Here is a 19,471-nt window from a genome sequence, read left to right on the forward strand (position 1 = left end):
GCCAAGGTTCCTACGTTGCGCTGTTGCAACAGGCCGATTGGCGTAGCCCGGCGCTACCCCGGCGGCCGATCGTCAAATGGATTCAATCAATTGGGAGGATGGCATCAGTAAAAATTCTGGTTTCCGTAACGTTAACGGTGGCTGCGGGCGCTTTCGCTTGCCTTTCGGATGACGCTTCGTTTTCAGGTCGCGAAAGCGGCCGCCTCGATCTCGTCGTGCATTTGATTCGCTGCCGGAACTCTTCTCACCGGGTCGAGAATGCCAACCCGCTCCGCTGCGCGCTACTCATGCGCCATCCCTGCCGGGCGGGGCCGTCATCGCGTTGAGGAAACGGGACCGAAGCGTTGAAACTGCGCTACCTCGCAGGTAGCGCAGCGGCAAAGTAGACTTCGCCATTCCAGTCAAATTAACAGGTCCTGACCCTGGCAAAGCGAGGGCGAGCCGGTATCTATCCCGTGACTTTTCGGCAGCGTACTCGCGGGCAGGGTCGACATTGGACGCAACACCGTCATCCGCCGGCCGAGCGAAGCGAGGTCGGATGAGGGTCTTTCGTGAGGTCTAATCGTGGATCAACCTCTCTCCTTCACCCCGCCAACCCGTTGATCCATTTCACTTCGACAAGATTCTTTTCCACACCCCTCGCCACCGCTTGCATACTCACCCCATCGCTCTTGCGGGAGACCTGGTGCGCACCGGGTATCAGGGAAGGGCGACGGTGCCGGGCTGGTCGTCCACGGTGGGCGGCTGGGTGATGAGCCCCCAAGTTCGGCCCTCGAACCGGGCATCGTGTGCCGGCGGGAAACCGCATGGCCGGTGTGCCGGTTGAGGGAAGCCACCGGACGGGCGGCCGCAAGGTCGCATTACTTACTTAAACGAGCGTCCAAACGGCCGCCCGTCTTCCCGACCTCTCAAGCGAGGTCAGTTCTTTGACAATGGCCAGACGGCTTTCGCCGGGCGTGGCAATGATAAAGTGCGACCTTGGTCAGCCGTCCGCCCATTCGTCGGGGTCCCCGCCAGCGACGAGCGCAGCGAGCGAGCTTAAAGGCGGGGCAAAGACTCCCAGACGGCAAATGCCGGGCGTGGCAATGAATAGGCATACCTATCCCTTCGTCATCCTAGGGCGGAGCAGGCCGAAGGCCGTCGCGCAGACCCTGGGATCCATGCCGTGACCAGGCGGCAGCGCGATACGGTGCACAAGGCCCCATTCTGCACCGCCTTATACCTTACGGCCGCCGTCGCGGCATGGATCCTCGGGTCGCGCCTTTCGCTGCGCTCATGCTTGCCCGAGGACGACGAAGTACGGAGGGCTCGCGCTTCCCTTCTGCACCGAGGAAAAAGGGGATGCGATGTGTCCGCCAGCTTCGGCTTATGCGCCTTCGACTGCCGAGAAGCCTTCGAACTGCGGGTGGCCGAAAGTGGTCAGCTTGCTGGTGCCGGCGTTCTTGTGCGAGGCGCGGAAGTTCTCCGATTTGGTCCAGGCGACGAAGTCGGCCTCGCTTGCCCACACGGTGTGGGAGGCAAACAGCGTGTAGTTTTCTTCCTCGTTGAATGCGCTGCGCAAGAGATGAAACTGCTGGAAGCCCTGCATCTCTTTCAGCGTCGAGTTGCGGTTCTTCCATACGTTTTCGAACTCCTCTTCCTTGCCCCTTACGACCTTGAAGCGGTTCATGGCGATATACATGGTGGTATCCTCTTGGATTGTGCCTGATGGCTGTTGAAATTTGGCCCCTCAGCGAACGCCGAGTGGCAATGTGAAGGCCCAATTCGAACGCCCGGCTTCGGGCGGGATTGGCGGGAAGGGCGCGGCGCGCCGCACCATGGCGATTGCCGCCTGGTCGAGTTCGGGCGACCCGGAACTATGCACGACGCTGACGCCGCCCACGCTGCCGCCGGCATTGACGACAAAGGCCACATGCACGTCGCGGCTGGCCTTGGAGCGGGCCGAACGGGAGATGGAACGCACGGCGCGGCGCAGCTTGGCGGCGACCTTGCCCGGATAGTTGGAAACGGCGGCATTGCCGGCGCTGGAACTGGCGCCCTTCTTCGCGGCACTGGCGCTCTTGCCTTGCGCATCGCCATCGACCACGCCGCGTTTGCTGTCGGCCTGGTTCTTGCCGCCCGAACCGGCCGCTGTCTCTTCCTTGGCCGGCGTCTTTGCGGGGGTCTTTTTCTCCTGCGGCTTCTTCGCAGCCTTTTTCGCCGACCCCGGCTTGTTGACCTCTGACGGCTTTGGTTCAGGCTCGGCCTCAGCCGTCACAGGGTCGGGCCTTGGTTCCGGCACCGCTTCCACGATCTCGGGAGTTTCAGGCTCAATCGCTTCCACGGCAGATGCGACGACGTTTTCGGTGATCTCTGGCGTAACCGTCGTTGCCGTAAGCACCTCGGGCATCGGCGTTGCCACCGCCACTTGCCCTGCTTCGTCCGGCACCGGATCGACCTTGTCGGGAACCGTCGCCGCCTGCGGCGTGTGGTCCTCGAACGGCTGCACGGTGTCCTCGACGGTCACTTGCGGGGTTATCTCGTCCAGCGGCTCCACCGTCTCTGCGGCTTGCACCGGTTTGGCCTCGACCGTCTCGACCGGTTTGGCTTCGGACAAGGGAATGATGGTCACCTTGGTGACATCCGCCTCAGTGGCGATGTCGCCAGCCGCGCGCTGATCGTCAGGCGCGTTGCCAAGCAACATCAGGCCGGCCTCCTCTCCACCTTCGATGAGAATTTCATCCGAGCCGGAGGCGATGAAAGCAAAGGCGACCGCGGCATGGAAGACGCACGATGCGATCAGCGACGCCTTCCATTTGCGGCCGCGTGCGCCGGGCTTGGCGCGGCCGGGATCGAGCGGCTCCATTGCAGCCGACACCAATTCCGCATTGGTCCCGGCAAGCGTTGCCTGTTCGGACTTGTCGCGTACGCCGATCCGGAGCGAGCCGCGCGGGATGGCGAAACCGGGATCGTCCGGCTCGGGCTGCAAGACAGCCAGTCCGGCCATTGGCCAGACCGCCGTCGTGCTACGCGAAAATGCCGGTTCCAGACCCAACGTCACAACACCCCAAGATCATGCGCCGAAGGCAATGCCCGTCTACATGCTGGTCTTCAACCGTTCCATGCAAATTGCCGGCTCGATGCCGGCACCCGTGCAATCGGTGGAATTGTTGACCAGAGCCCGCGAAATCCTGGTGCAATCCATACCGGAAAGGTCGAAACGGACAACCTTGGTCTTGCCGGACGGAAGTTCCTTGAAGTCGAGTACGCTCAGGCGGTCGACGACCCCGGCCTCATTGAACAGTGCGATTTCATACGCGGCCTTGGACAGATCGGCCCCCAACCCGTTGTTGACCACGAAGGTAAGGCGGCAGCCCTTGTCGGAGGGCTGCGCACCGTTGAGTTCAAGCGAAAGGGCAGGGAACTGAACAGCTTCCTGGGCCTGCGCTGCAGCACAGAACAGCACCGAGCCTAGGGTGAGTGCTATCCTTGCTGCGTCACGCATTGTCCTACCAGCCGATCTGCTTGGACAAGGAAACCTTGAAGGTACGACCCTTGGCGGCGTCGTTCATCAGGAACTCCTTATACTGACGGTTGAAGATATTATCGACGCCGAGATGCGCTTCCCATCCCGCCAGGTTGCCCTCGCTGGGCGTCCAACTCAGGAAAACGTCGTGCGTGTCGAACGAGCGGGCATACCGGGTCGAACGGGGATCGGTCAGGGGCGGGACCTGCCCGTTGCGCGCGGAATCCTGTGGGCCCGCGACAAATCGCGCCTTCCAGCCAAACCGCAGATCGTGCTGCGGCACCTTGCCGCCGATTGTCAGCGCCAGTTCGTGTGGCGCCAGTGTCGTCAGATAGGCGCCGCTGTTCTTGTCGCGGCCGATCACATGCGAGTAGGCGGCGTTGGCGAAGAAGTAGTCGGCGTCATACGACGACTCGACCTCGAAACCGTAGATCTCCGCGTTTCTGACGTTAACGTAGCCTGGCAAGTTGTTGTAGACGGGGGGTCCCGGAGGTCCGGGGGGAGGGCCGACGAGCGCCGGATTGAGCGCGATCAGATCCGTCACGTCGTTGTAGAAGCCGGTGACTTTGATCGCGCCTGCGTCGCCCGGCTGGACTATGTCGTAGCCCGATACCGCGAAGCCTGCCTCGAAGTTGTTCGAGCGTTCCTTACGGAGACCGACGCTGGGATTGAACGACGTCGATGAACCTGACGTCGAGTAGACTTCATCGATCGTCGGGAAGCGTTCCGTATGCGCTATCGAGCCAAACACCGAGAAGCTATCGTTGAATTTGTAGAGCGCGGCGAGCTTGGGCGAGATGGCCGTGTCATCGTCTCCGTTTGGCGTCGCGCCGGTCGACGGGTCGGTTACGTCGTTGTCAGGCGTCAGGCGGTGCCAGTCGAGACGCACGCCGGGAATGAGGGTCAGGCGCTCGTTCCAGATGAACTCGTTTTGCACAAAAATGCCGGTCTTCAGGTCCGTTCCCTGGGGATGGAAGGTGACGGGGAACTGCGGGCCTGCATTGAGGAAGGCTTCGGCCGAGCGCGTCTGGAACGACGTCTGCGACCCGAACGTCAGATAGTTCTCCCACTGGTCGCCCCTCCATTCCATCGTGTTCTGGGCGTTCAATTGCCATGTGCGATAAAAGTAATTGGAGTCGCAGCCGATCGCGTAGGTGCCGGGGCTGCAGAATGCCCGAAGATCGGCGTTGCGCTGCGTGTTCGCTGTGTTCGAATAGGACGCCGATATCTTCAGGTCGAGCAGGTTGTTATCCGAGAACGGGTTCTCGTAGGAGGCAATGGCCGTTTCGTCCACGACGTGACGGTCGACCAAGCCAAACATGGCATCCGTGCTCGTCTGTGACAGGTATTGGCGATCAAGATCTGAATCCCAACGCTGATACGATAGGCGAAGCGCGCCTTCATCGCCGACCTTGAATGTGCCCTTGGCGAGGCCCGACCATGCGCGGAAATTCGTTCCGACCACCTCGGTCCCGTTGCCGCTCTCGAAGGGATCGGCAAAGCGGTAATTGCCGGTCAGCAGGAATTCGGCATTTTCGCCCATGCGCTGCGCCAGGACGGTGGAAAACAGCGCGCTATCGCCGTTGCTCTCGTAATGCGCCTTGAGGCGCAGCGCACCGTTTTGGCCCTCCGCGATGAAATCCGACGCGTCCTTGGTCTCGAAATTGATGACGCCGCCTAGCGCGCCGGATCCGTAAAGCGTCGACGATGCCGGACCGCGCAGCACCTCAACCCGTTTGTAGAGTTCCGGATCGGAGAAGAACGAACCAAGGCGATATTGCTCGTAGAATTTCTGGACGCCGTCGACATTGACGATGATGCGGCCGCCGTCGCCCGTCGTCTCTGGAGCGCCGATGCCTCGGATGTTGAAGTTCTGGCCAAGCAGTCGATCCGAGCCGGTGACGTTGACGCCCGGAATTTCGCGGATCACGTCGCCGATCGTCGCCGGCTGGTCACTGTCCAGATCTTCCTGTTCGATCACGCTCACCGCCTGCGGCGCATCGATGGCGACCTTCTCGGCGCCCGCACCCAGGATCAGGCGCTGAAGCAGAGTAACCCGAGGTTTCTTCTCAGCTTCGTTCGTTTGTTGTGCAAGCGAGGTGTGCACTCCCACAAGAACCGTTAACGCCGCTCCGCCCAGCAGAACAGCCGTATTGCGAGCCACCAGCCCCATGTCCCAACTCCTGGCTTTCAAGTCCATACATGGCTGGCTCGCGTGTGCTCGCTGGCATTTTTGATCATTCACCGCACCTTAAATGTTGACTCATTTGGTCCGGTATTGCACTGACTAATAAACATGATTATTCGAGTCAAGAAATGAATTCGTCATTTCCGAGTTGCCTGTGGCTGTCCAACGAGAGGGACCGAGACCAATGAATGCTCATAATCCCAATGACTTCCGTTATCGCTTCCGCCGTCCTGACCAGGGTGCGCCAGTCCGGATCGAGCGCGCGCCGTTGTCGGTGAGAACGCTGTCCAGCAACAGCCTGTTCCAGGGCGATCATGAAATCGGCATCGAGCACCACGGTGCGCTTTACCGGCTGAAGATCACCCGCCAGGGCAAGCTCATCCTCAATAAGTAAAACCTTCGGCATTTAGTGTCGCGAAAGCAGGTAAAATGGACCAGCGCGTAAAACCCAGCCCGCATGAAATTCGTAGGGCCAGATCCGACAACCCCAAGATGCGTGAGCGCGATCTCTCCGTTCAACTCGGTATTTCTGAAGCCGAGTTGGTCGCTGCCCATTGCGGTGAGGGTGTGGTGCGGATCGATCCGCGCGTCAGCGCCGTTCTCAATGGCTTGACCGCAGTCGGCGAGGTCATGGCACTGACGCGCAACGAGAGCGCGGTTCACGAAAAGATCGGCGTCTACGACAAGATCTCGGCCGGTGAACACAATGCCATCGTGCTGAATTACGACATAGATTTGCGCATCTTCCCGAAGACATGGGTGCATGGGTTTGCCGTGGAAAAGCGCAGCGAGGGTGAGGTTCGCCACAGCTTGCAGTTTTTCGACGCGGCAGGCGAAGCCGTCCATAAGGTGCACCTGCGCCCGGCATCGAACCTCTATGCGTTCCAGAAGTTGGTGGCTGACCTCCAGTCCGCGAATCAGGACCCGACTATCGATGTGATTCCGCAGGCTGTGACGGACAATGAAACGTCGGCGGAAGCACCCGGGGCTGAGGACCTACGCGACCGCTGGAGCAAACTGACCGACGTCCACCAGTTCTTCGGCATGCTGAAGACACTGAAGTTGAACCGCCGCCAGGCAGTGCGCATGGTGGGGGACGATTATGCGTGGAAGGTGGACAATGAGGCTGTGGCCGCATTGATGCATCATGCCGCCGCCGAAGCGATGCCGATCATGTGCTTTGTCGGCAATCGAGGTTGCATCCAGATTCACTCTGGCCCGATCAAGACGATCAAACCGATGGGGCCGTGGCTGAACGTGCTCGATGAGACCTTCCATCTGCATCTGCGCCTCGATCACATCGATGAGGTCTGGGGAGTACGCAAGCCGACCAAGGACGGGTTCGTTACATCCGTCGAGGCGTATGACGCGCAAGGCAGGATTATCATCCAGTTCTTTGGCGAACGCCATGAAGGCGAAACCGAGCGTGCTGATTGGCGCTTCCTGGCGGAAAACCCGCCGAAAGTTTCCACCCTCAAGGTGGTCTAAGGATACCGATATGTTAGTTTTTTCCCGGTTTGCCGTAAGGGCGACTGTCGGGCTTTCGATGATGCTGGCGGCGGTCGCGCCTTCTGTTGCCGACGAGGCCGTCGCCACCTTCAAGGACATCTCGAAGATCGTTGCAATCGGTGGCTCGATCACCGAGATCGTCTACGCACTAGGCGAACAGGATCGTCTTGTCGCGCGCGATTCAACGAGCCTATTTCCAGAAGCTGCATTGAAGTTGCCTGACGTCGGCTATATGCGGCAGTTGTCGCCGGAGGGTGTGCTGTCGGTCAATCCAGGCGGCATTCTGGCCTTGGAAGGCAGTGGCCCGCAGGAAGCTATCGATGTACTGAAGAAGGCCAGCGTGCCTTACATCGAGGTGCCCGAGACGTTCGATCACGAAGGCATACTCGAAAAAATTCGGGCCGTCGGCGCGGTTTTGGGCGTGCAGGAAAAGTCCGCCGCACTTGTTGCCGAAGTCGACAGCAAGCTGAAAAAGGCCGAAGCACAGACTGCTTCGATCAAAGAGCGAAAGCGTATCCTGTTCGTCCTGTCGATGCAGGGCGGCAAGATAATGGCGTCGGGCTCCGATACCGCGGCTGATGGCATCATCCGGCTGGCAGGCGGCGTGAACGCAGTCGAAGGTTTTTCCGGCTACAAGCAGTTGGCGGACGAGGCCGTTATCTCGTCGCGTCCGGACGTCATCCTGATGATGGACCGCAGCGGGGATCATGCTGCGGCAGACGCCGATTTGTTCAAGCATCCGGCCATCGCGCCGACTCCAGCGGGCGAGGCGCGCAAGGTTCTGCGTATGGACGGAAGCTACCTGCTTGGTTTCGGCCCACGCACCGCCGACGCCATTCATGAACTTGCCGTATCGCTGTACGGCGACAAGATCACCGATTGAATGGACGCCGGACATGGCCGATCAGACTATCGCCGGCATGCCGGGCATATCGAGGATGATGGCCGCGGGCGACCGCTCGTCGCGGGCTCGTCTCGTCATCTGCCTGTTGGGGGTTGCACTGGTGATCACCATGCTGTTCAGCCTCGCGTCAGGGGCCTCGGATGCATCGGCAGCCAGTGTCGTGCGCAACTGGTTGCTTGGTGCAGCCGCAGGCACTGAAGCGCTCAGCGTGCGCGACAGCATAATTGTCTACGATATCCGCTTGCCGCGCGTGGTGCTGGGGGCGCTTGTCGGTGCGGCCTTGGCCGTATCCGGCGCCGTCATGCAAGGGCTGTTTCGCAACCCCCTGGCGGATCCCGGCCTGATAGGCGTTTCGGCCGGCGCCAGCCTCGGCGCGGTCTCGATTATCGTTCTGGGGGGCACGATGCTTGCGCCGCTATCGGCGGTGTTTGGCACGTTCACGCTGCCGCTTGCCGCATTCTTCGGCGGGCTCGTGACCACGCTGGTGCTCTATCAAGTGGCGACCAGGCAAGGCCGCACTTCGGTCGCGACCATGCTTTTGGCCGGCATCGCGCTTGCGGCGCTCGCCATGGCGCTCACTGGCGTCCTGATCTTCATGGCAGACGACCGCCAGTTGCGAGACCTGACCTTTTGGCAACTCGGTTCTCTGGCCGGGGCCACATGGCAAAAGATCGGCGCTGTTGGACCGATTATTCTGGCGGCTATGCTGGCGATGCCGTTCACGGCGCGCGGCTTGAACGCGCTGGCGCTTGGCGAAGCGACGGCCAGCCATTTGGGCATATCTGTGCAGCGGCTGAAATACATCGCCATCCTGAGCGTTTCGGCTGCGGTCGGCGCTGCCGTTGCGGTTAGCGGCGGCATCGGCTTCGTCGGCATCGTCGTTCCGCATCTGTTACGGCTGCTGATCGGCCCGGACAACCGCTATCTGTTGCCGGCTTCCGCCTTGCTTGGAGCAGCGCTGCTGTTGCTTGCCGACGCGGTGGCGCGCACCATCGTATCGCCCGCGGAATTGCCGATCGGCATCGTCACCGCGCTGGCCGGGGCGCCGTTCTTCCTTTGGATATTGCTGCGCAAGCGTGGCATAGTCGATTTGTGAGCTATTGATGATTGAAGCTCGCGGCGTATCGGTATCGATCGGCAAGAAGTGCATCGTCTCGGATATCGATTTCGAGGCCCGGCCCGGCGAGATCGCCACGATGGTCGGCCCCAATGGATCGGGCAAGACCACGTTTCTCAAGGCACTGTCAGGCGAACATGCCTATACGGGTCATGTCGCCGTCAACGGGCGCGATCTTGCCGCTATGGCGCCGGCACAGGCTGCCGGCTTGCGGGCGGTGTTGCCACAGGCAACGACGCTGTCCTTTCCCTTTACCGTTCGCGAGATCGTCAAGCTGGGTCTTGTCGGCGGTCGTTCGGGTGTAATGCCCGGCGAAGCAGAGCGTCTGCCGGAACGGGCACTCGCAAAGGTCGATCTCGAGGGCTTTGCCGGCCGCTTCTACCAAGAGCTTTCCGGCGGCGAACAACAGCGGGTGCAGCTTGCGCGCGTGTTGTGCCAGGTGTGGACGCCAATCATCGACGGGCAGCCACGCTACCTGTTTCTGGACGAACCAGTGTCCAGTCTCGACATCAAGCATCAGTTGATCATCATGAACATCGCCCGCGACTTTGCTCGGCGTGGTGGGGGCGTTGTCGCAATTCTTCACGATCTGAACCTGACCGCGATGTTCGCGGACCGGATCTACGTCATGCATCGCGGCACTCTGGCCGCTGCCGGAACGCCGCACGAGGTTCTCAGGGATAGGTTGATCGAACAGGTGTTCGGGTGCCGGTTGCGGGTGGGAGCCTTGCCGGCTGGCAACGCGCCCTTCGTGTTGCCGCAGTCCGCGCTCTGAAGCATGCGGCCCGAAAGTGGGAGCCGGTTTCGGGATCACGACATGCGTTAAACCAGAGACTTGAAGCGCGCCGCATGAATCCGTTTGAGCGCGACGCGCTGTAGCAATTCAGGCGGCTGGCGCGCGCCGGTCGAGGTGATCGATGCCCAACGCTACGCGCATGTTGGGGCGTGCCGCAATCAGGTCGGCAACTGTGTGGCGCTCAAGCACGGCGAAGAAGGCGCCAAGAGCCTCGCGCAGCGCCGAATTGAGCCCACAGCTATCGACGAGCGGGCATTCGGTTGCGTCATTGTCAAAGCATTCGGCCATCGAGAAACTGTCTTCGGTGACGCGCACCACGTCGAACAGCGTGATCTCTTCGGCCGGTCGGCCAAGCCGCACACCGCCGTTACGGCCGCGCACAGTCTCCACAAGCTTGTTCTCCACCAAAGGCTGGAGAATCTTGAACAGGAACAGTTCCGAAACCGAATAGGCTGCAGCAATTTCGGGAATGCGGCTCAACTGGTCCTTGTTGGTTCCGCAATACATAAGGATGCGCATGGCGTAGTTGGTCTGGCGCGTAAGCCGCATGATCATTCCTCGCAAAAATGCTTGCCGGATATGGGGTATACCTTGGAATCATTCTAGACAAGTCGAAACAGGATAGGTGAATTAATTTGTCACCTTATATCGAATTTGACGAGCATCGCGCCTATAAATGATGGGCATAGGCATTTCCTACCGTCATGCCAGCTATTTGATTTCTCCATGCCCGGCTGCTCGCAAGCGCCTTGAAAATCATGCTGCATCGCACAATATTGACTCTGTCGAAGAGCGACTCGGGGAGGAACCCACGAGGAGTGCGACATGCAACAGGACTTGCAAGGAACCGTTCCCTTGATGGGGACGGTCCGCCAACTGAGACCGTCAGATATGCTGCGTTTTCGCGAGCATCTTCTCAGGCTCGATCCGGAGAGCCGGCGTGATCGTTTCAACGGCATCACCGACGATAGTTTCATTGTGGATTATGCTGGACGCTCGTTCGCCCAAGGCACCACTGTCATCGGCTACGTCGAAGACGATGAAGTGCTGGGGGCGGCTGAGTTACATGAGCGCGCCGAAGAGAGCCAACCGACGGCAGAGATTGCCTTCAGCGTCGAGCGGCACCTTCAGGACAAGGGCATCGGCGGAAGACTGTTCGAGCGGCTGATCATGCAGGCCAGGGGCCTTGGCTACGCCCAGTTGCGCGTTACGACCCACCCGCAGAACGGCGCGATGCGCGCTTTGGCTCGGCGTTACAATGCTGCTTTGGTGTTCGTAGACGGCGAGACAGTCGGCACGATCCATCTTGATCCGTTGACGCCGGTCGGTCTGATTGCCGCGGGCGCCGTCCCGAAACAGCCGCTTCGGTTCGGCTAAACGCATCCTGCTTTTCTTGGAAAGGCGAAGGCCGCGCCGTTGCCGACGCGGCCCTGTTGAATTCGATGTCAGTTGTCGTTCGCCTTGACCGCTACGCCCAGGGTCTTGGTGAGGTTGAGCGGGTTCGACATTGCATCCGCCATGATTAGCGCGAACGGCACGGGCGAAGCCGGTCGCGCCGAGATCACGATGCTTTTGGGATCGTCGAGGTACTGATTGACGGCGGCGGATGCCTGCGCCGTCAGTTCGGGATTGTTCAGTTGGGCAAGACCGAACGGAACGATGGCCTTTGCCTGGTTGGCAATGTCCTTGGCTGACATGCCTTGCTGCTTGCCGAAGTATTCCAGCAACCTGTTGGTCAGCGAATCGTCTTCGAAGCGGATGGAAGCTCCGCTGAAAGACAGTTGCTGCATGAGGCCGAGCATGGCCATGCCCTGGGCGGATTTGTCGGCTCCTTCCGGTTGTTCGGCTATCTTCTTCTGCATCTCTTGCATCGATTTGAAGAAATCGAGCGTGTAGCCGCTGAGGTCGAAGGTCATGCCGAAGGTGCCGGCGTCATCCACGGTGATGTCGTATTGCGACAGTTCCATCCTGCCGTCGGACGGCTGCCAGGAACCGGCAAGCCCCATGCTTCCCGAAATCGTCTGGTAGCCCAAGGCGTCGATCACTTCGCGGGATTTCGGATCCTCGACCAGCGACAGGTCGACGGTGAATTCTTCGGCCGAACCCGTGAAGGCCATCGCCTGACCGTCGGCCGGCGGGGTCACGTCCACAGACATGTTTTCCATGGAAAATGCTGTCTTGTCGGCCACCTTGACGGTGAGGCTGGCAATTTCGGCTGATTTGTAGATCAGAAGAGAGGCCATCGGGTCCGTGCTGCCTTCGGTGCCGAGCGTCACGCCATGCATGACAACGGGGCTGACGTCGACAGTGGTGCCCCCCTCGGTTTTGGAGAATGCCTTCGTCGAAACCGTATCGACCACGAAGCTTCCGTTCGATTCGCTGACGCCTTCCAGCGTAACGTCGCCGATCTCCAGCCCGTCCTTTTCGGCAACCGGCTTTACGATCACGCCTTCAAGCACCATGCTCGACGTGTCGCCGGAAACCCCGGCCCAATTGATTTCGATACCCTGGTTGGCGAGTACCGACTTCAACCGGTCGGCGACTGCGGCGGTGTCTTGGGCCAATGCCGAATTCAGGGAAAGGCTGAAAAGGAATGTCGAAAAGGCCAGTTTCTGAAAAGTCGAGCGGTGGATAGTCATCGCGGGCTCCAAAAGTGCCTGAGGCTGGTGGAATCTCAATTGCCTTGCCTCAGTCCGAAAAGAACTGGACCGGAGCAAGGCAGTCGCAGACACATTGGCCCAAATTCGCGGAAAAAGGCAATTGCAGGCAAACCCCGCTTTGTCTGTTGTTTAACAGGTCCTGACCCCGCATTGGCCGACCCATGAAAACTGGGGCGTGGATTGTGGCGATTGCGTCTTGCCCTTGCCGCGAATCAGTGCCTCGGATAGTCCAAACTTATGGGAAAGAGCCTTTTGCCACCTGACAAGGGTGGCGGTGACAATATCGAACCGGTCGATCTGAAGAAGGCGCTGGAAGAGCGCTATCTTGCCTATGCGCTGTCGACCATAATGCATCGTGCCTTGCCGGATGTGCGCGACGGCCTGAAGCCCGTCCATCGGCGCATCATGCACGCCATGCGGCTGTTGCGCCTCAATCCGGACCAGGGCTTCGCCAAATGCGCACGTATCGTCGGCGAGGTGATGGGCAAGTTCCACCCGCACGGCGACCAGTCGATTTACGACGCGCTGGTGCGCTTGGCGCAGGACTTTTCCATGCGCTACCCGTTGGTGGACGGGCAGGGCAACTTCGGCAACATCGATGGCGATAACGCCGCGGCCATGCGCTACACTGAAGCGCGCATGACCGAAGTGGCAAGCGAATTGCTGTTCGGCATTACCGAAGATGCCGTCGACTACCGCCCGACCTACAACGAAGAAGACGAAGAGCCGGTCGTGTTGCCCGGCGCATTCCCCAACCTGCTCGCCAACGGCTCGTCCGGCATCGCTGTCGGCATGGCAACCTCGATCCCGCCCCACAATGCGGCCGAGTTGTGCGACGCTGCACTTCATCTCATCGACCATCCGGACGCGTCGGACGAAAAGCTTATGGACTTTGTCCAGGGCCCCGATTTCCCGACCGGCGGCATCGTCATCGACAGCCGGGCCACCATCCTCGAGGCCTACAAGACAGGCCGCGGAAGTTTCCGCGTCAGAGCGAAGTGGCATCAGGAAGACCAGGGCAGGGGAACCTGGGCGATTGCGGTCACCGAAATTCCCTATGGCGTACAGAAATCGCGGCTGATCGAAAAGATTGCCGAATTGTTGATAGCGCGAAAGCTGCCGCTGCTCGACGATATTCGCGACGAAAGTGCCGAAGATATCCGCGTCGTGCTGGTTCCCAAAAGCCGTACGGTCGATCCCGGCATCCTGATGGAATCCCTGTTCAAGCTCACCGAGCTTGAGAGCCGTTTCTCGCTCAACATGAACGTGCTGTCGCGCGGCAAGGTGCCGAACGTGCTGTCGCTGAAAAGCGTCCTCAAGGAATGGCTGGACCATCGTCGCGACGTGCTTGTGCGCCGTTCGCGCCATCGCCTTGGTGAAATCGAGCGGCGTCTGGAAATCCTCGCCGGCTATCTGATCGCCTATCTCAACATCGATGAGGTGATCAGGATTATCCGCGAGGAAGATGAACCCAAGTCTGTGATGATGGCGCGGTGGTCGCTGACCGACACACAGGCAGAAGCCATCCTCAACATGCGGCTGCGGGCCCTTCGCAAGCTTGAAGAATTCGAAATCCGCAAGGAATTCGATGGACTGACGGAAGAGAAGAAGCAGATTGAGGCGCTGCTTGCTTCCGTGGACAAGCAGTGGAAGACAATTGCCTGGGAGATCCAGAAGATACGCCGGGATTTCGGGCCGGAAGAGAATAAGGAACTCGGTCCACGCCGCACGAAATTTGCCGACGCTCCCGACCACGATCTCACCGATATCGCCCAGGCGATGATCGACAAAGAGCCGGTTACCGTCGTCGTCTCCGAAAAGGGCTGGCTGCGTGCGATGAAGGGTCATCTGACCGATCATTCGCAACTGGGCTTCAAGGAAGGCGACAGCCTTAAGCTCGCCTTCAATGCCCAAACCACGGACAAGATCCTGGTCTTCACCACCGGCGGAAAGTTCTACACCATCGGCGCCGATCGCTTGCCGGGCGGGCGTGGGCATGGCGAGCCGATCCGCATCATTGTGGACATGGAGAACGACCAGGACATCGTCACCGCCTTCGTTCATGAACCGAAGCGCAAGCTCCTGCTTGCTTCGTATCAAGGCAATGGCTTCGTGGTCATGGAAGATGAAGTTGTCGCCAACACCCGCAAGGGTAAGCAGGTGATGAACGTGAAGGCGCCGGATGAAGCAAAGTCTTGCATTCCGGTCACCGGCGATCATCTCGCGATCGTTGGCGAGAACCGCAAGATGCTGGTCTTCCCGCTGGCCGAAATCCCGGAAATGGCGCGCGGTAAGGGCGTGCGTTTGCAGAAATACAAAGACGGCGGCGTACTCGACCTCAAGACATTTGCCATGGAGGCCGGCCTTTCTTGGCAAGACTCGGCGGATCGTACCTTCACCAGGTCGCAGACCGAACTGACGGAATGGGTCGGGGCGCGGGCTTCGGCAGGCCGTATGGTGCCGAAGGGATTCCCCCGAACCGGCAAGTTCGCTTGAGGCAAGCCGGATCGGTGTGGACAGGCAAACTTCCGCCACGTTGATTGGCTTGCTGTAACGATTGCTGCACTATGCCGATCCATAGTGCGTTAGGTGAGCAGACTACATATTTCGTCTCGGGCTTGGAGTACCAGCGTTTGAACGAACAGGAAGGCCACAAGAACAAGCGTGAACTGCGCTTGCTTGGCCGTGCTGCACCGATACGCGCTGCAGTGGTCCAGCCGCTTTCGGCCGCGCGCTGGCTTCTCATTCTCATCGTTGCGGCGGGCGTCTACTTTTTCCACGGCTTTCTGGTGCCGGTTCTGGCCGCGCTGATCATCGCCTTTGCCAGTTGGCCGCTCTATCGGCGGCTGCTGACGGCGGTTGGCGGAAGCCGCACCGTAGCAGCGACCTGTGCAATCCTGCTTATCCTGGCATTCCTTATCGTGCCGATAGCCTTTGCCGGCACCTATGCCTTCAACGAAATCCATGAATGGGTGGTCTGGGCAGTCGAAGCCAACAGGGTGGGCGCTCCGACGCCACATTGGATCGTGGCACTTCCGGTCGTCGGCGAATGGCTGGACGAGCAGTGGGGGCTCACTCTCAACCACCCGGGCGGCATCGGCGAACTGATCCAACTGGTCAGCGGCGCCAATATTGGCAGCATCTATCGGGGCGTCGTGGCTGCGGGCGGCAGCGCCTTCAGTCTGCTCCTGGCGCTGCTTTTCATGCTGATCGCGCTGTTTTTCACCTATCGCGACGGCGAGGCCTTTGCAGCCCAGATCGATCGTCTCGGGGAGCGTATCCTGCCGACGCGGTGGGAGCGTATCTCGCGCGTCGTGCCGGCCACGATCAGTTCGACGGTTACGGGCATGACATTGATAGCCATAGGCGAGGGCGTCGTTCTGGGCACGGCCTATTGGCTGGCCGGCGTGCCTTCGCCAGTCACGCTTGGGGCGCTTACCGGGCTGATGGCATTGATTCCCGGCGGTGCGCCGCTATCCTTCACCCTGGTCTCGCTTTATCTGGTAGCGAGCGGATCGCCCTTTGCCGGCGTGGCGCTGTTCCTGTGGGGCACGGTGGAACTGTTCATAGTCGACAAGACGCTGCGTCCCAAACTGGTCGGAGGGCCGATCAAGCTGCCGTTTCTGCCGACCTTTTTCGGCCTCGTCGGCGGCGTCAAGACGATGGGCTTCGTCGGCCTGTTCGTCGGCCCGGTGCTGATGGCCTTGCTGGTCGCGATATGGCGCGAATGGCTGCATGAAACCGAAGTGACCGAGGTGATCCCGATCTCCTCGGTGGTGGTCGAGCAGGAAGCGGCGACGCTTTCCATCGAGGAAGAGCCAACGTCGCGAACGACTCAGGCTGGTTGACGCACTACAGACGCGGCTCGCCGCTTGCGTCCTTCCATCAACTGCCAGGTGGAATGGGCGACGAGCGTGACGATCAGGATCGTTCCGCCGATCAGGCTGTTGCGCGTCGGCACTTCCGAAAAGATCATCCAGACCCAGACCGGTGCGAGTACGGTTTCCAACAGGTAGAACATCGCAACCTCCGGTCCGGAAATGTATTTCGGGCCGTTGGCGAGGCAGAAGAACGAAATCGGCATGACCACTGCGCCGTTGAAGATGATCCACCACGGTTCGTTCACCTTGAAGCCGATGTCGGAAACCATGAAGGCGGCGATAGCGAACGGAAAGATCACGCCGACCAGCGCGGTGAACCCCATGTCCTTGCCGCTGGCGCGCGAAATGGTGATCGCCGAGGCAATGCAGAACGCGGACGCCAGCGCCATCATGTTGCCGAACAGGTTTCCGGTTCCAAGCGAATTGCTGACGATGATCATTACGCCGAAGATCATCAAAGCCATGGCAACGAGCGTTGCCGGGCGTGGCCGCTCGCGCAGGAACAGCCACGACAAAAGTGCGGCAAACATCGTGTTGAACGCGAGAATGAAAACGAGATCAGCCGTCGACGTGTGAAACACCGCGGTGATGAAGGTGATCGAGCCGATGCCGTAGAGGGTTGCTACCACCAAACCGGCACGTCCCGGTATGAGTTGTGGCGCCTTGGGCGTCAGCCATCGCCACACCGCCCAGACTATTAGCGCCGCCAGGAATGTCGTGCCGCTGCGAATCATGAGGATCGACCATGCTTCGCCGTCAGCGAGACGGATCAGCGGGATATCGACCGTCAGCGCCATGCCGCCTATGGCGGTCAGTATGAGGCCCTTTGTGTGGTGATTGGTTAAAGACAATGCAAAGTCCCCGGCTGGCGGATGGGATGGCATCCAGATCTACTTGAAGAAAGTCAGCCTGGCTGGACTATTTGGCCGGCACCCTATCCGGGTCAGGCTGCCACGTCACGTGCCCGAATAACGCTCCCAGCCTTTCGGGCCAAGATGCTCCTGGGGTTGGAAGCGCATTTTATAGTTCATTTTGCGCGAGCCGTTGACCCAGTAGCCGAGATAGACATGGGGCAACCCCATCGCCTTGGCGCGGGTGATGTGGTCGAGGATCATGAACGTGCCGAGCGAACGGCTGTCCAGTTCGGGGTTGAAGTAGGAATAGACCATCGACAGGCCGTCGGCCATCTTGTCGGTCAGCGCCACAGCGATCAGTTCGCCGTGACCCTTGCCGGTGATGAAGGTGTCGGGGCCGCGCCGGCGATACTCGATGATCTTGGTATCGACGTGCGTGTCTTCGACCATCATGGCGTAGTCGAGCACGGTCATGTCCGACATGCCGCCGCGGCGATGGCGGGCATCCAGGTAGGCACGAAACAGCGAATATTGCTCGGTCGACGGTTCGGCCGCGTGCATGGAGCCGACCAGATCGTCATTCTCTTGTAGGACGCGGCGCATGTTGCGGCTAGGCACGAACTCGTCGGCGACTATGCGGACCGAAACACAGGCGCGACAGGTTTCACAAGCCGGACGGTAGGCGATGTTCTGCGAGCGCCGGAAACCGCCTTGCGTGAGAAGATCGTTCATCTCCGGCGCCTTGTCGCCGACAAGATGGGTGAAGACCTTGCGCTCGAACTGGCCATCGAGATACGGGCAGGGCGACGGCGCTGTCAGGAAAAATTGCGGCGACTGGGTCGGATGGTGCGTCATCTAGCCAAAAAGGAACTCCGCGACTCTCTCTACCTTGGCGTTGTCTGCAAAAAATTCAAGAGTTTTGCGGTGGTACAGGACTGCCTTCCTCCTCGATGGCAATCTGGGCAATGCGGATGTCTCGGTTGAAGTGCGTTGCAATGAGGTGGCCGACGGCCACTGCGCCGACGCACAGGATCACCGACGCGGCGACATTGACCGAAGCACGCACGATTGCGCCGCTGCGCAACAACTCCAGTGTTTGCAGGCTGAAAGAGGAAAAGGTGGTGAAGCCGCCGCAAAGTCCGATCATCACGAACAGACGCGCGCTTTCGGAAGCCGGATAGCGCCCGTCAGCCAGAGTCAGGGTGCCGAACAGCCCGATGATGAACGAGCCTCCGACATTGATCAGTATGGTTCCCCATGGCAGCGAGCCGGAGATCGGCAGTGCCAAAACCGACAGCAGATATCGGGCCAGGCTACCGGCTGCGCCTCCGATCATGACGGCCAGGCAAGTGGTAAAGGACATGTGGCATCCCTTCGGAGAGCGGGCATAAAAAACCCCGCTTGCGGCGGGGTTTCCAAGACACACCTCTACCGCGGTTGGTTGCGGTAGGAGTCATCAGCCCTTGCGGGCAGTTTCGGGGGAACTCCATCCCCATCGCGGCTAATTTATCCGGCGACGAGGATTTTCACAAGTCCGCTCGATCGGTGCGCGAGACCGCCGTGCCCAGCAACAGATCGTGCAGCGTGCGCTTGCGGTCGGAAAACAGCGTGACCAGCAAGACCAGCGGCGTCAGAATGACGTTGCCTGCCCAAAACAGCACGGAATGCACCACGGCGGTGAGCCCGTCTATGCGCCGGCCGTCGAGGCGGTCGAGGCGGAGGTTCATCATCTTCATGCCGGTTGTTGCCTGGGCGGTGCCGCCCAGCGTGTTCCAGATGTAGAGGATGGCGACCGCCGGCACGAGGATGCCGAACAACGCCCAGCCAATACCAAACGTCAGCAAGCCGAGCACCAGTACGAGGATAGCGAACGGGATCGTCAACAGCCCGACGATCAGATAGTCGATGGCAAAGGCCAGGATGCGGCGGGTGCGAACGCCGTCATAGGCGCGCACGTCATCCAGTCGATTCGTGATGATATCACCGTCGAGAACGCGGGCGTTCATGGTTATCCCTTACGGTTCGGCTGGTTCGATGGAGCCGTCATGCATCAGATG

The 19,471-nt window shown here is 60.2% G+C and carries 18 protein-coding genes and 1 riboswitch; of the genes, 8 read left to right on the forward strand and 10 right to left on the reverse strand.

The features are described from left to right. Window positions 1–1,366 precede the first annotated feature (1,366 nt). From ASD64_RS05225 to ASD64_RS05240, 4 genes are all read right to left on the reverse strand, one after another. Window positions 1,367–1,681, reverse strand: coding sequence for an antibiotic biosynthesis monooxygenase family protein (locus tag ASD64_RS05225; protein ID WP_056101786.1), 315 nt, complete (start codon window positions 1,679–1,681; stop codon window positions 1,367–1,369). A 48-nt stretch (window positions 1,682–1,729) separates the two neighbouring features. Next, window positions 1,730–2,986: a TonB family protein gene (locus ASD64_RS05230; protein WP_056101789.1), complete on the reverse strand. Its 1,257-nt coding sequence runs from the start codon at window positions 2,984–2,986 to the stop codon at window positions 1,730–1,732. A 90-nt stretch (window positions 2,987–3,076) separates the two neighbouring features. After that, window positions 3,077–3,484, reverse strand: coding sequence for a hypothetical protein (locus ASD64_RS05235; protein ID WP_056101792.1), 408 nt, complete (start codon window positions 3,482–3,484; stop codon window positions 3,077–3,079). A 4-nt stretch (window positions 3,485–3,488) separates the two neighbouring features. Beyond that, window positions 3,489–5,678, reverse strand: coding sequence for a TonB-dependent receptor domain-containing protein (locus tag ASD64_RS05240; RefSeq protein ID WP_056101794.1), 2,190 nt, complete (start codon window positions 5,676–5,678; stop codon window positions 3,489–3,491). A 199-nt stretch (window positions 5,679–5,877) separates the two neighbouring features. Here ASD64_RS05240 and hemP point away from each other — a divergent pair, with 199 nt between their 5' ends. The 5 genes from hemP to ASD64_RS05265 are packed head-to-tail and all read left to right on the forward strand — an operon-like array spanning window position 5,878 to window position 9,998. Next, entirely contained in the window at window positions 5,878–6,087 is a 210-nt protein-coding gene (hemP, locus tag ASD64_RS05245) for a hemin uptake protein HemP (protein ID WP_056101796.1), read from the forward strand. Between the two features lie 35 nt (window positions 6,088–6,122). Beyond that, complete coding sequence (locus ASD64_RS05250; RefSeq protein ID WP_056101799.1) at window positions 6,123–7,181, forward strand: hemin-degrading factor; 1,059 nt, start codon at window positions 6,123–6,125, stop codon at window positions 7,179–7,181. Between the two features lie 10 nt (window positions 7,182–7,191). Continuing rightward, on the forward strand, window positions 7,192–8,085 hold the full coding sequence (locus ASD64_RS05255; protein WP_056101804.1) for a heme/hemin ABC transporter substrate-binding protein: 894 nt from the start codon (window positions 7,192–7,194) through the stop codon (window positions 8,083–8,085). 13 nt (window positions 8,086–8,098) lie between these two features. Continuing rightward, on the forward strand, window positions 8,099–9,202 hold the full coding sequence (locus ASD64_RS05260; protein ID WP_056101808.1) for a FecCD family ABC transporter permease: 1,104 nt from the start codon (window positions 8,099–8,101) through the stop codon (window positions 9,200–9,202). A gap of 7 nt (window positions 9,203–9,209) precedes the next feature. After that, complete coding sequence (locus ASD64_RS05265) at window positions 9,210–9,998, forward strand: heme ABC transporter ATP-binding protein (protein ID WP_056101812.1); 789 nt, start codon at window positions 9,210–9,212, stop codon at window positions 9,996–9,998. A gap of 108 nt (window positions 9,999–10,106) precedes the next feature. Here ASD64_RS05265 and rirA read toward each other — a convergent pair whose 3' ends face one another. Then, window positions 10,107–10,568 carry an iron-responsive transcriptional regulator RirA gene (rirA, locus tag ASD64_RS05270; RefSeq protein ID WP_056101945.1) on the reverse strand — a complete coding sequence of 154 codons (462 nt, stop codon included), beginning with the start codon at window positions 10,566–10,568 and terminating at the stop codon, window positions 10,107–10,109. A gap of 276 nt (window positions 10,569–10,844) precedes the next feature. On the opposite strand from rirA, the gene ASD64_RS05275 reads away from it, so the two are divergent. Further along, the gene (locus tag ASD64_RS05275; RefSeq protein ID WP_156460021.1) at window positions 10,845–11,396 is read left to right on the forward strand and encodes a GNAT family N-acetyltransferase; all 552 of its coding nucleotides are present in this window, start codon (window positions 10,845–10,847) and stop codon (window positions 11,394–11,396) included. A gap of 68 nt (window positions 11,397–11,464) precedes the next feature. Here ASD64_RS05275 and ASD64_RS05280 read toward each other — a convergent pair whose 3' ends face one another. Continuing rightward, on the reverse strand, window positions 11,465–12,658 hold the full coding sequence (locus ASD64_RS05280) for a hypothetical protein (protein ID WP_056101819.1): 1,194 nt from the start codon (window positions 12,656–12,658) through the stop codon (window positions 11,465–11,467). Between the two features lie 258 nt (window positions 12,659–12,916). On the opposite strand from ASD64_RS05280, the gene parC reads away from it, so the two are divergent. Together parC and ASD64_RS05290 are read left to right on the forward strand one after the other, a co-directional pair. After that, the gene (gene parC, locus ASD64_RS05285; RefSeq protein ID WP_056101823.1) at window positions 12,917–15,175 is read left to right on the forward strand and encodes a DNA topoisomerase IV subunit A; all 2,259 of its coding nucleotides are present in this window, start codon (window positions 12,917–12,919) and stop codon (window positions 15,173–15,175) included. A gap of 137 nt (window positions 15,176–15,312) precedes the next feature. Then, a complete protein-coding gene (locus ASD64_RS05290) occupies window positions 15,313–16,527 on the forward strand; it encodes an AI-2E family transporter (protein WP_244480715.1) in 1,215 nt (404 codons plus the stop codon). Here ASD64_RS05290 and ASD64_RS05295 read toward each other — a convergent pair. From ASD64_RS05295 to ASD64_RS05310, 4 genes are all read right to left on the reverse strand, one after another. Next, window positions 16,515–17,357 (reverse strand): DMT family transporter, encoded by an 843-nt coding sequence (locus ASD64_RS05295; protein WP_413813579.1) that lies wholly within the window; start codon window positions 17,355–17,357, stop codon window positions 16,515–16,517. The two genes, ASD64_RS05290 and ASD64_RS05295, sit on opposite strands and share 13 nt — an antisense overlap. A 159-nt stretch (window positions 17,358–17,516) precedes the next feature. After that, entirely contained in the window at window positions 17,517–18,269 is a 753-nt protein-coding gene (locus ASD64_RS05300) for an arginyltransferase (protein ID WP_056101828.1), read from the reverse strand. Window positions 18,270–18,324: 55 nt separating this feature from the next. Next, window positions 18,325–18,777, reverse strand: coding sequence for a fluoride efflux transporter CrcB (crcB, locus tag ASD64_RS05305; RefSeq protein WP_056101831.1), 453 nt, complete (start codon window positions 18,775–18,777; stop codon window positions 18,325–18,327). A 77-nt stretch (window positions 18,778–18,854) separates the two neighbouring features. After that, window positions 18,855–18,917: riboswitch (Fluoride riboswitch) on the reverse strand. A gap of 23 nt (window positions 18,918–18,940) precedes the next feature. Further along, window positions 18,941–19,420 carry an RDD family protein gene (locus ASD64_RS05310; protein ID WP_056101835.1) on the reverse strand — a complete coding sequence of 160 codons (480 nt, stop codon included), beginning with the start codon at window positions 19,418–19,420 and terminating at the stop codon, window positions 18,941–18,943. Window positions 19,421–19,471: the final 51 nt, after the last annotated feature.

This window comes from Mesorhizobium sp. Root157 (assembly GCF_001427385.1).
In the GTDB taxonomy this organism is placed as follows: Bacteria; Pseudomonadota; Alphaproteobacteria; order Rhizobiales; family Rhizobiaceae; genus Mesorhizobium.

What these genes read in the sequence shown, in the direction of transcription:
- parC (WP_056101823.1), top strand. Translation starts at nt 12,917, where the DNA reads ATGGGAAAGAGCCTTTTGCCACCTGACAAGGGTGGCGGTGACAATATC.
- ASD64_RS05235 (WP_056101792.1), bottom strand. Translation starts at nt 3,484, where the DNA reads ATGCGTGACGCAGCAAGGATAGCACTCACCCTAGGCTCGGTGCTGTTC.
- ASD64_RS05230 (WP_056101789.1), bottom strand. Translation starts at nt 2,986, where the DNA reads ATGGCCGGACTGGCTGTCTTGCAGCCCGAGCCGGACGATCCCGGTTTC.
- ASD64_RS05240 (WP_056101794.1), bottom strand. Translation starts at nt 5,678, where the DNA reads ATGGGGCTGGTGGCTCGCAATACGGCTGTTCTGCTGGGCGGAGCGGCG.
- hemP (WP_056101796.1), top strand. Translation starts at nt 5,878, where the DNA reads ATGAATGCTCATAATCCCAATGACTTCCGTTATCGCTTCCGCCGTCCT.
- ASD64_RS05250 (WP_056101799.1), top strand. Translation starts at nt 6,123, where the DNA reads ATGGACCAGCGCGTAAAACCCAGCCCGCATGAAATTCGTAGGGCCAGA.
- ASD64_RS05300 (WP_056101828.1), bottom strand. Translation starts at nt 18,269, where the DNA reads ATGACGCACCATCCGACCCAGTCGCCGCAATTTTTCCTGACAGCGCCG.
- ASD64_RS05275 (WP_156460021.1), top strand. Translation starts at nt 10,845, where the DNA reads ATGCAACAGGACTTGCAAGGAACCGTTCCCTTGATGGGGACGGTCCGC.
- ASD64_RS05280 (WP_056101819.1), bottom strand. Translation starts at nt 12,658, where the DNA reads ATGACTATCCACCGCTCGACTTTTCAGAAACTGGCCTTTTCGACATTC.
- ASD64_RS05255 (WP_056101804.1), top strand. Translation starts at nt 7,192, where the DNA reads ATGTTAGTTTTTTCCCGGTTTGCCGTAAGGGCGACTGTCGGGCTTTCG.
- ASD64_RS05260 (WP_056101808.1), top strand. Translation starts at nt 8,099, where the DNA reads ATGGCCGATCAGACTATCGCCGGCATGCCGGGCATATCGAGGATGATG.
- ASD64_RS05295 (WP_413813579.1), bottom strand. Translation starts at nt 17,357, where the DNA reads ATGGCGCTGACGGTCGATATCCCGCTGATCCGTCTCGCTGACGGCGAA.
- ASD64_RS05265 (WP_056101812.1), top strand. Translation starts at nt 9,210, where the DNA reads ATGATTGAAGCTCGCGGCGTATCGGTATCGATCGGCAAGAAGTGCATC.
- rirA (WP_056101945.1), bottom strand. Translation starts at nt 10,568, where the DNA reads ATGCGGCTTACGCGCCAGACCAACTACGCCATGCGCATCCTTATGTAT.
- crcB (WP_056101831.1), bottom strand. Translation starts at nt 18,777, where the DNA reads ATGTCCTTTACCACTTGCCTGGCCGTCATGATCGGAGGCGCAGCCGGT.
- ASD64_RS05310 (WP_056101835.1), bottom strand. Translation starts at nt 19,420, where the DNA reads ATGAACGCCCGCGTTCTCGACGGTGATATCATCACGAATCGACTGGAT.
- ASD64_RS05225 (WP_056101786.1), bottom strand. Translation starts at nt 1,681, where the DNA reads ATGTATATCGCCATGAACCGCTTCAAGGTCGTAAGGGGCAAGGAAGAG.